The organism is Microcystis sp. M53598_WE2 (genome assembly GCF_030067735.1).
Lineage (GTDB): Bacteria > Cyanobacteriota > Cyanobacteriia > Cyanobacteriales > Microcystaceae > Microcystis > Microcystis aeruginosa.
The window spans coordinates 1-10,439 of sequence record NZ_JASJFE010000998.1 but is presented as its reverse complement, the minus strand read 5'-3'; the positions used below and the strand labels follow the sequence as shown (position 1 = coordinate 10,439).

The following is a 10,439-nucleotide window of genomic DNA, read 5'->3' as shown; positions in this document are numbered from 1 at the left end:
TTTTTTAACTAATGTAACAAATACTTGACAAAGTGTCAATGTATCTGTAAAGAGGGTTTTGCTTTTTCCCTCCCGTTAGCTAGGATACCCCGCCGCCAAAAGGAAAGAAGCATATAATGATACATTTAGCAAGAGTTTTAATAAAATTTTGCTTACTGTGAACAAATACTTAAGTAGTTATACTTATTTTTTTCCATGGCAGCCCGGAGCGAGAGAAAATATTTGACAAATTGTGTAAACATTCTGTAATAATCGAAGAGAGCGACATAAATCGGGTAAGTTGAATGATTAGCCCTGTTAAAAGCTAAAAAGCGTAACTCCTAGATTCCGTTACTCTCGTTGAAATCGTTAAGGATAGTCGAAATTGACGGCCACAGCCGCTATCGTGCAGAAACTACAAGCTTATCGCTGGGAAACATCCTCCTTAGCTCTGTTTGCCTTAAAAAAATCAGGATACAGGCACGGAATGTCGCACAAGTTTTTACATCACCCTATACTTGGAGGAATCCATCATGTCCGTTCGTCTATACGTTGGTAATTTGCCCAAAGAATCCGTCGAGCGCGAAAAATTACAGGCGCTTTTTGCCGATGAAGGGGATACGATTACCACTAAAGTCATCAAAGATCGCAAAACTGGCAAATGTCGCGGTTTTGCCTTCGTTACCGTCCCTAGCGATGAACTAGCTGACCAGTTTATCGAAAAATACAACGGTCAATCCTTTATGGAAAACCCGATCAAAATCGAGAAAGCTCTCCCCCGGAGCAAGGGAGGTAAAGAAGAAGGAGAAGAAGCAGAAGGGCCGGAGGCCAGCGTAGAAACCCCGGAAAAAGTCGAAAGACCGACTCCGAAACCGACGACGGCAGCACCGCGCAAATCCAGTGGTGGTGGCGGCGGCGGCAAAAAACGCAAGGCTGAACGGGGTGGCAGTAGTACCCCGAAAGTTACCGGCGATGGTGACGCTTTACAGCCAGATCCCCGTTGGGCTAATGAATTGGCTAAACTCAAGGAAATGTTAGCAGCTCAGGCCACTAATCCCTAATTGCATTGACAAGAGGGCAAGGGATAGCCGATAACTAAGAGGTTCAAAACATCGCTTTTAGGAATGTGCATCATGACAGCAATCGATCCGGTCATTATCATGAAACAGGAGGTCGGTAAGGCCGCCGCTAATCTAGTTCAATCTAATTCGGTCGTGGGATTGGGAACTGGTTCAACAACGGCCTACGCGATCGAGTATCTGGGCGCTAGACTGCAAAGCGGGGAAATCAGCAATATTGTCGGGGTTCCTACTTCTTTTCAAGCGCAAGTTTTGGCTAGGAAGTACGGAATTCCCCTCACTACCCTCGATGTCATCGCAAAGATGGATATCGCTATCGATGGGGCCGATGAGGTGGATCCCCAGAAAAACCTGATTAAAGGCGGCGGTGCTGCCCATACTCAGGAGAAAATTGTCGATAGTCTCGCCGATATTTTTGTCGTGGTAGTGGATGGCAATAAGCTGGTAGATAAGTTGGGATCGACTTTTCTTTTGCCGGTGGAAGTGTTACCCATGGCCATGACTCCGGTGATGCTGAAATTAGAGGCCCTCGGTGGTAAACCTTCTCTCCGCATGGGAGTGAAAAAAGCTGGCCCCGTGGTGACAGATCAAGGCAATTTAGTTATCGATGTTAAATTTGATAGTATCGATGATCCGGCTGATTTGGAAAGAACTATTAATAATATGCCGGGGGTTTTAGAAAATGGTTTATTTGTCGGGGTTGCTGATCTGATTCTCGTCGGTGAAATTATCGACGGTAAGCCGGTAGTCCGCGAGATTAGGTAGGATTAATTATTCTTAATCTAATAGTGAAACAGGCCTACAGCCTGTTTTATTAAGTAGTTAGGTGTTAAAAACTGTCAGATCCCCCCCTTATTAAGGGGGGATTAAGGGGGGATCGAATTATGGGTATATATAGACAAAGAGCAAAATAACGAGAGGCTATAGGTTAATAAAAAATATGTCCCTTTTTGACAGAAAATACTTGGGAAGACTGCAACCAACGAGACTCAAAAGAACTGAGATGAGTGGTGGTAATTAAAGTTTGAAAACGGTCTTCGATCGCATCTAATAATTGATTTTGTCGATCGATATCTAATTCGGCTAAAACATCATCGAGGAGTAATAGAGGAGGTTCCCCGATAATCTGCTCTAATAACTGTAATTCCGCTAATTTCAAGGCTAAAACTAAAGTTCTTTGTTGTCCTTGGGAACCGTAGGATTTAGCGGGGTTTTGGTTAATTAAAAAATCCACTTCATCCCGGTGGGGACCGACTACCGATGTCCCTAGTTGTTTCTCTGCCAAACGACGGGTTTCAATCTTATCTAAAAAAGCCCTTTGTACCCCATTGACATCATCTTCTACCCAAGGCACATTGGGAATATATTGTAATTCTAAAAGTTCGGTTTTTCCGCTAATACTTTCGTGCCATTTTTGGGCTAAAGGAATTAATCTTTGCAGGACTCGCGCCCTTCTTCTCGTTACTCTTGAACCGGTTTCTGCTAGTTGTAAATCCCAGAGTTTTAGTTGGGATAAATCCCCATAAACTTTTCCCTCTAATTCCTGTTTACGAATCTCTTTTAAGAGGGCATTTCTTTGTCGTAAAACCTGATTATATTGCTGTAAAATATGAACGTATAGGGGTTCTAATTGAATTAATAAAGTATCTAACCAATCTCGGCGAGCTTCCGGACCACCGCGCACTAAATCCAGATCGAGACTAGAAAATTGTACCGCATTAATCACGCCCAAAAAATCAAGATGACGGCGCAGGGGTTGACGATCACGGATCACGGTGCGACGACCGGAAGAACGGAGAATTAAACTTAATTCTGATGCTCCATAAAGACGATTAACCCTAGCAAAAATTCTCGCCTCCGAGTCCGATTCTAGCACCAGATCCCGATCCTTGCTGACTCGATGGCTCTTGAGAGTGGCCAAAAGTTCGATCGCTTCTAGTAAATTGGATTTTCCCTGAGCATTATTGCCCAATAATATTGTTTTTTTGGACTCGAATTTTAGCAACTGTTCGGCATAATTTCTAAAACTGTGAAGATGTAGGTGTTCGAGATACATTGCAAGTTGGGGGTTAGCTGTTGGGGGTTGGGGAAGTGGGAAGTGGGAAGTGGGGAGAAAACAACTGATCACTGATAACTGATCACTGATAATGGCAGCGGTTTAGGGTTAAGTGAATTTGGTATAATTCCTCTTGACAATCAATATTTTATAGTAGCTTTTACCTTGAAAATTCCTTTTTTGCCTTTAAAACAGACTGAAAGTCTATCTAAACTCGCTTTGATTGCTATACTCGCTTTTGATGCTTCTGTGTCTCTCGCAGGACAATTTCCCGATGGCAGAGTATTTTTTGAGAGTTCTCCCACTCTAGTTAATTTCTTCGCTACTTTCCAATCCGTGCGTACTTGGGGGGCAAAATACTATCTTACCATCGCTCTACCGCCGTCTCTCGGGGCGCCCTTGGGTAAAGTAACCATACAACAGCAGCCTAATATTCAAACTATTGCTTTTCTTCTCGATCAAACCTTTGCTTTTCTTGGCGATCGCAATCAGCGAGGGGAAAAATTAACCCTAAAATCCACTACTTTTGACCCCAATACTCAGACGATCACGGTCATTTTTGATCCTCCTGTCCCCCCCGGTAATACCGTTTCCATCGGTCTGAAACCAGTACGAAATCCTGATTATGGTGGTGTCTATCAGTTTGGAATTACTGCTTATCCCCCCGGGGACAATTCTCCCGGATTATATCTAGGTGTCGGACGTTTAGCAATTTATGAGGCTGGCGATCGCTGGTAGTCCGTTCCGCATCTAAAAACAGTAAACAGTAATCAGTAAAAAGACAGTAGGAAACGCTATATTTAATACTGCACAATTAAAAACTCACATCTGATCACTGTTAACTTACCCACTGATAACTGATCACTGATCAATAGGAATAGGTGCAGCCTTAAATCGAACACTGTAACCCCTAACTTATCATCGGCAAAAGTTCCCTGACTTCCTTGTCCATTTAAAGTCAGGGATTAAGCGTTTGCTTGACATAAATGTATATCTCGACAACCCCAGAGTCTTATGATTTCCACCCTAACCCTTGAAGAAATCAAAACCCTAGTCTATCAACTTCCCCTCTCAGAACAAATTTCTCTCTTAGAAGACCTCGAAGACAAGCTAGAAACCCTCACCCTCATGAAACTAGCAGAAACAGGCTTTCCAGAATGGAACGACCCAGAGGAAGATATTTACAATGTCCAACCCTAAAGCTGCCGAAATTTGGTTAGTTCGCTTTCCCTTCAGCGACCTTAGCACCACAAAACTCAGACCCGCGCTAGTTTTAGCTGTACATCGAGAAGAACAAATCATCCTGGGAATCTTCTCCAAAATCCCCCCTGGAGAGTGGTGGGAAACTTGGATACTGGTTAGGGAAGGACATCCCAACTTCTCACAAACAGGCTTAAAAAAGACCTCTGTAATTAGAACTGACAAGATTGCGACGGTCAACCAGTCCGTTTTTCAACAGAAACTAGGCATTTTACCCTCAGACATCCTAAACCAAGTTCAAACTGCCCTCAAAAAATCCTTAAATATTCCCTAGCATTGATTTTATCCAATGATTAACTTTCCTAAAGCGATCCCAAAGACTTCCTTAAATTTCCCCTGAGCAATCCAGAAAGCTTCATTACTATACTACTATACAACTAAACAATCACTCAAATCTAATTCTCCAGAGGCTTTTCAATTATGACATTAGTAAAACTGATTAATTTTGCGGGGGGGGGGTAAGAATTGCTTATCCAAGATAGCGATTACATCTTCTGTTTTAGCTGTTAGTACCTTTGTTATAGCACCTGTTCAAGCAGCAACTGTTAATCGTACAACAGCTTTTGGCAATGGTGCAGATACTTTTGTTGTTAATATTAATCCTGATACAAATTTCAATGCAGTAGATCCAACAGTTGCAATTAAGGGTGATTCTACTGTCATAAGGAAAGGATACCTAAGATTCGATCTAAACTCCATCAATAAATCAAACATTAGTAACGCTATTTTCAATTGGACTTATGTTGATAATAACTCTACTCCTCCACTGTCTAGCTACAGTGTCTATGGGTTAAATGATGGAAATGCTGGAGAGAACTGGAACGAATCCACAATTACTTGGAATAATGCACCTGCTAACGGGGGAGGTAACACGATTGATTCCAGCCAAACCACTTTTCTAGGATTATTCTCTTTTAATCCTACAAGTACACCATTTGGTACGATAATTAGTTTTTCCGATCCTAAATTAGTCAGCTTTTTACAGAATGATACGAACAATCTAGCAACGCTAATCATCACGCGCGATAATTTTAACGTTTCTACCCAAAATTTTGCTGGTAAGGAAGCTACTCAATTTGCTCCACCAACACTACAATTAGAAATTACTCCCCCACCTCCTGTCACTTCTATCCCCGAACCCTCATCAATTCTAGGAATACTGAGTTTAGGAGTATTAGGAATAGGTGCGGCTTTAAAGCGAAAACTGTAACCCCTAAATTATCATCGGCAAAAGTTCCCTGACTTCGTTCTCGATTTGAAGTTAGGGATTAAGCGTTTGCTTGACCCAAATTCGGAATTGTTTTAATGCCATTGCACTACCGATTTTTTGACTATTTTGTAGCGTTTCTGGAATTTTTTCTATTAGATTAAATTGAGGAAATAGTCGGCTTTGGCAAGATTCAACATATTCTGATCCTTGCAAAACATTGATTTCCAGTCTCTCCCCATCATATCGCCACAATTCAGGAACACCCAATCGCTCATAATTATTAAATCGGGTTCGCTTAGTAATATCAATCTCAATTGCTAAATCGGGAGGGGGATCAATCGCCAAATCAAGTCGCTTTTTTCCCCTAACGGCAGCACAATTTTCGATATAAAAAGACTCATCTGGTTCTATTCCTTGATCCATTTGTTGATTTTTAAAGGTTGTCGATCCAGCGGGTTCATAGTCTAACTCTAATTCATCCAGGAGAACTTTAACCAAATCCCCGATTAAAACTTTGGTATTTTCATGAATAAAAAGAGGAGTCATTGCTTCTAAAGTTCCCTGACTATAAGATAGACGAATTGACCGTCGCTCTCCCAATTCGTCAAGAATTTTTTCATAATCTTGCCAAGTGAGTGAAGTTAACAACAGGCGGTCGCCTGGGGTAACAGTTAGTTGTTTTAATGCTAATAACATCAGAATTTGTCGCCTAAGTTGTTATGATTGGGCGGTTTAGTCAGTATTTAACTTTTTTCTACCTTAGACTATATATAGCAGTTTTCATCAGAATGAGGCATGGGCAAGGGGCTTAAACTCTTTGTTGGCAAAACTTGTCGATACCTCAGTAACGTGAAAAGCTCTATATGCAAACTGAAAACTCCAATCTGATCACTGATCAAGGAGAACTTCCCACCCGTCTGAGTTTTAGAAAAATTTAACTTTATTCAATCCATGAACATCTGTTCAGATGTTATACTAAAGTCAGTAAAGAAGTTCAGAGGTAGTAACCATGATCGCTGTCACCACCATGAAATGTGCTTGTAAATCCTGTGAGTGTCAAGTATCGATCGCCGATGCCATCAAAGAAAACGATCAATACTACTGTTGCCAAGCTTGTGCCGATGGTCACGTTAAAGGGAAAGGCGGTGGACACCCGGGCTGTTGTTGCCGTCAAATTTAGTTATTGGGGAGAAGGGGACAAGTATCGGGATTGAAGATTCGATCGATACCTCCCTTTCTCAACTTTCCCTTAATAACCGATCAGGAAAAAACATGGCCATAGAGAAAATAGTGCCGGTTTGTGGGGAATCCCATCACCAAGAGGGGAAATTCCAGAACTTGCAGGGATTAGAAATCGAAAAAGCCCAAAAAATGGCCGAATTTTTCAGCCTTTTGGGGGATGCCAATCGCCTCAGAATTCTGTCGCTTTTAGCCAAACAGGAATTATGTGTTTGTGACTTAGCCGACGACTTAGGGATGAGTGAATCGGCCGTATCGCACCAGTTAAGAACCCTAAGAGCCTTAAGATTAGTTAAATACCAAAAACAGGGACGGAGAGTCTTTTATCGTCTTGCCGATCATCATGTTCTTGACCTTTATTACGCGGTCTCGGAACATTTAGAAGAGCCAGCGGACGAGGACTAAAACAGTCCCAAAGCGGGTAAAACAAACTGTAAGAGCAGAGAACCAATCCCCTGCACCATTTGGTCTAATTGAGCGTTGCCACCACCTTGTTCTCGCGGTTTTAGGGCGATTTCCATGCCTTTAATAAAATTCTCTGCCGCTTCGTAACCGGGGGTGTTACCTTGCTGTTCAAAGAGAGTCGAAGCCATTTGAGCGTCCTGGGCCGCTAGAGCATTTTGTCCCAGACGATAGTGAGCCATGGCCCGGGCCAGATAAGCTGGAGCATATTCTGAGTTAATTGTCAAGGCTTTATTAAAATTTTCTATAGCGGCACTGGTGCGTCCCTGTTTTCCTTCCACCATTCCTAGTCCGTAGAATAGTTCAGGAGTACCGGCACTACTGGGAATTCCCACCGCACCCTGTACATAGGCCGTGTCTAGTTTGGTGTTGTCGAGGTTAGCATTATTGAGATAAGCGCCTCTTAAATCCGCACCCGTCAAGATTGCCCCAGTTAAGTTCGCTCCAGTCAGATTAGCACCAAAAAGAGAGGCTCCAGTTAAATTTGCGCCACTCAGATCCGCCCCACTTAAATTAGCTTGACTAAGATTGGCCCCGACGAGATTGGCCCCATTTAATTTTGCCCCGACTAGATTCGATTGCACTAACCCCGAACCGCTCAGATCGCATTGGGGACATTTTCGGGTGGATAATAATTGCTGTAGGTGGTTTAAATCTTCCGTCTGACCAACTAGCGAGAAGTTCAGGGGAAGACTGAGGACGAGGGTGAGGGCGATCGATTTGTACATAGTTTAAAAATAACTCTATTTATTATTACTGATAATACCCATTCGATCGGGGCTAATCGCTGAACTAGATTCTGCTTGAGAAATTAGCCCTTGTCCACTAAAATAGAAGATTAGAGGCTCTTAAGGTCAGAAGAAGCGACAAAATCGAGATTTTTTGCCTTTTCAACAGCAGGTTTTTTAGAGAAATTTCCCTATTTTATAATGACTACTCTACACGGTAATTGGCTGATTCGTTCGCAGGATAGTGTTTTTTTTCTTTGGGGTGAACAGTGGCAAGGGAAAGAATTAAGTGAAACCCAAGAAAATCATCCTTTTTGTCTAGAATCTGGGGCATTAGCCCAATTTATCGAGAAATTTTCTCCTCAGCTTGACCGGTATTCTCCAGAATCAATCAAGCTCAGTTTGCCGAGCTATTCCCCCCCTAGGAAAAAATATTTTTTACCGCTGCTGTCTGGGCAAATTCTCGAACCCACAGCTAAATCCTTGTCTTGGCAACCATGGCAGATATCAGGATTAACTTTTTCTGCGGGGATGATAGTGCGGTTATGGGAGAAATTACCCCTAGCTAAGGCCGAATTTATCGGCAATGATCTACGATTTTGGCTGTATTTGCACCGTTGGAGTTTAGATTTATTAGCAAGGGGGAAATTTTTAGCGGGAATAAATCAAGGTCAAAGTTGCTGGTATCCGCTGCTAGATAGTACCATCGATCGCACTCGTTTAGCTAAGTTTATCCAAACCATCCCCCCGGTTTGTCTTGCCTATCAAGAAAATAGTGAACCACAAACAATTATTCTCGATTGCTTAAAAAATATTGTCGATGCTCGTTTGCGACAAAAGATAGATAGTGGTGTTAATATTTCGCCGTCATTGATGGTGAAACCCTGGCTACAATCTTTAAGCGGTGATCATCATGACATTGCTTTAGAAGCCAAGAATTTACAGCGTCTAGAAAATGCTTATCATAACTGGGTGTTTCCTATCCAAGAAAGTTTAGTTAATGGCAATAATCGCCAATTAATCGAGAATCAATACCGTGTTTGTTTATGTTTACAACCTCCCAGTCTAGGAACAGCGTGGAAACTCACCTATTATTTACAAGCGTTAGATGATCCCGAATTTCTCATTAGTGCCAAGTTGATTTGGTTAGAGGGCAAAGAAAGTTATCATAGTTATCAAAGAGTTGTCAATAATCCCCAGGAAATTCTCTTAAAAGGACTGGGACTAGCGGCGCGATTGTACGAACCGATTAGAATTAGTTTAGAGCAAAGACACCCGGAGGAATGTTCTCTTGATTCCATCGAAGTTTATCAGTTTATTCGCTCGATCGCTTGGCAATTGCAAGATCAGGGATTAGGGGTAATTTTGCCAACGGGTTTAACTGCTGGTAGTAATGAACAAAGATTAGGAATTAAGATTGCTGCCAGTGTAACTCCCAAAAAAGGAGAAAGATTAAGTTTAACCAGTTTATTAAACTTTCAGCTTAAATTAGTGGTAGGGGAACAGGAAATATCGAAAAAAGATTTTGATAAGTTATTAGAGAAAAAATCGCCAGTGGTGGAAGTGGGAGGCAAATGGTTAATCCTACAACCTACGGATGTCAAAGCAGCTCAGGCAATTTTAAATAATACCATCGCTCCCCTTAATCTCTCGGTGGAGGATGCCCTGCGCTTGAGTTCAGGAGATAATAATCTAATTGCTAAACTGCCGGTAGTTAATTTCCAAGCGGAGGGAGCATTAAAGGAATTAATTGATAATTTAAATAACAATCAAGGGATTCAATTAATCAACCCACCGCGGGAATTTCGGGGGGAATTACGTCCCTATCAAATCAAGGGAGTTAGTTGGTTAGCTTTCCTAGAAAAGTGGGGTTTAGGTGCTTGTTTAGCCGATGATATGGGTTTAGGAAAAACCCCGCAATTAATCGCTTTTTTACTAGCATTAAAAGAACAGGATATGTTAGTTAATCCCGTGTTAGTGGTGGCTCCCACTTCTGTGGTCAATAACTGGGAACATGAATTAAGAAAATTCGCTCCCACCCTGGCTGTTTTTGTGCATCATGGCGAAAAAAGATTAAAAGGTCAAGCTTTTGCTCAAGAGGTAAAAAATAAATCGGTTGTTATTACCAGTTATCCTTTAATCTATCGCGATCTGTCCACTTTGGAAGCAGTACAATGGCAAGGTTTAGTTTTAGATGAGGCTCAAAATATTAAAAACTCTACGGCTAAACAATCCCAAGCAGTGCGAAAAATACCCGCAGGATTTCGGATTGCCTTAACGGGAACTCCCGTAGAAAATCGCCTGACGGAATTATGGTCAATTTTGGATTTTCTCAATCCCAATTTTTTAGGAACTCAAGCCTTTTTTCAGCGTCGTTTTGCCCTTCCCATTGAAAAATACGGCGATCAAGAATCCCTGCATAATTT

12 protein-coding genes are annotated in these 10,439 nt (G+C 41.9%); 9 read left to right on the top strand and 3 right to left on the bottom strand.

Translation table 11 applies throughout. From position 1 onward, the window contains the following. Positions 1 to 512: 512 nt before the first annotated feature. Together PX636_RS20455 and rpiA are read left to right on the top strand one after the other, a co-directional pair. Positions 513 to 1,040, top strand: coding sequence for an RNA recognition motif domain-containing protein (locus tag PX636_RS20455; protein ID WP_002797628.1), 528 nt, complete (start codon positions 513 to 515; stop codon positions 1,038 to 1,040). 72 nt (positions 1,041 to 1,112) lie between these two features. Next, the gene (rpiA, locus tag PX636_RS20450) at positions 1,113 to 1,823 is read left to right on the top strand and encodes a ribose-5-phosphate isomerase RpiA (protein ID WP_002797625.1); all 711 of its coding nucleotides are present in this window, start codon (positions 1,113 to 1,115) and stop codon (positions 1,821 to 1,823) included. Positions 1,824 to 1,986: 163 nt separating this feature from the next. Here rpiA and recF read toward each other — a convergent pair whose 3' ends face one another. Further along, positions 1,987 to 3,114: a DNA replication/repair protein RecF gene (gene recF / locus PX636_RS20445; RefSeq protein ID WP_288118563.1), complete on the bottom strand. Its 1,128-nt coding sequence runs from the start codon at positions 3,112 to 3,114 to the stop codon at positions 1,987 to 1,989. A gap of 165 nt (positions 3,115 to 3,279) precedes the next feature. Between recF and PX636_RS20440 the strand changes: the two genes are divergently transcribed. The 4 genes from PX636_RS20440 (at position 3,280) to PX636_RS20425 (ending at position 5,584) form a co-directional block, all read left to right on the top strand. Then, positions 3,280 to 3,852, top strand: coding sequence for a DUF2808 domain-containing protein (locus PX636_RS20440; RefSeq protein WP_002797621.1), 573 nt, complete (start codon positions 3,280 to 3,282; stop codon positions 3,850 to 3,852). A gap of 276 nt (positions 3,853 to 4,128) precedes the next feature. Continuing rightward, positions 4,129 to 4,314, top strand: coding sequence for a hypothetical protein (locus tag PX636_RS20435; RefSeq protein ID WP_002761554.1), 186 nt, complete (start codon positions 4,129 to 4,131; stop codon positions 4,312 to 4,314). Then, positions 4,301 to 4,648, top strand: a complete 348-nt coding sequence (locus PX636_RS20430) for a type II toxin-antitoxin system PemK/MazF family toxin (protein ID WP_012263951.1) — start codon at positions 4,301 to 4,303, stop codon at positions 4,646 to 4,648. Before PX636_RS20435 ends, PX636_RS20430 begins: the two co-directional genes overlap by 14 nt. A gap of 171 nt (positions 4,649 to 4,819) precedes the next feature. Further along, the gene (locus PX636_RS20425) at positions 4,820 to 5,584 is read left to right on the top strand and encodes a DNRLRE domain-containing protein (protein WP_002797620.1); all 765 of its coding nucleotides are present in this window, start codon (positions 4,820 to 4,822) and stop codon (positions 5,582 to 5,584) included. Between the two features lie 51 nt (positions 5,585 to 5,635). On the opposite strand, the gene PX636_RS20420 is transcribed toward PX636_RS20425, so the two are convergent. Then, positions 5,636 to 6,280: a Uma2 family endonuclease gene (locus PX636_RS20420; RefSeq protein WP_288118559.1), complete on the bottom strand. Its 645-nt coding sequence runs from the start codon at positions 6,278 to 6,280 to the stop codon at positions 5,636 to 5,638. Between the two features lie 313 nt (positions 6,281 to 6,593). Between PX636_RS20420 and PX636_RS20415 the strand changes: the two genes are divergently transcribed. Together PX636_RS20415 and PX636_RS20410 are read left to right on the top strand one after the other, a co-directional pair. Next, positions 6,594 to 6,764 carry a metallothionein gene (locus PX636_RS20415; RefSeq protein ID WP_002797618.1) on the top strand — a complete coding sequence of 57 codons (171 nt, stop codon included), beginning with the start codon at positions 6,594 to 6,596 and terminating at the stop codon, positions 6,762 to 6,764. Between the two features lie 92 nt (positions 6,765 to 6,856). Next, positions 6,857 to 7,228, top strand: coding sequence for an ArsR/SmtB family transcription factor (locus tag PX636_RS20410; RefSeq protein WP_353853496.1), 372 nt, complete (start codon positions 6,857 to 6,859; stop codon positions 7,226 to 7,228). Here the strand turns inward: PX636_RS20410 and PX636_RS20405 are convergent. Further along, complete coding sequence (locus PX636_RS20405) at positions 7,225 to 8,013, bottom strand: pentapeptide repeat-containing protein (RefSeq protein WP_288118555.1); 789 nt, start codon at positions 8,011 to 8,013, stop codon at positions 7,225 to 7,227. The two genes, PX636_RS20410 and PX636_RS20405, sit on opposite strands and share 4 nt — an antisense overlap. A gap of 201 nt (positions 8,014 to 8,214) precedes the next feature. Between PX636_RS20405 and PX636_RS20400 the strand changes: the two genes are divergently transcribed. Further along, on the top strand, positions 8,215 to 10,439 hold a 2,225-nt coding region (locus PX636_RS20400; RefSeq protein WP_288118552.1), incomplete at its 3' end, for a sll1366 family intein-prone helicase.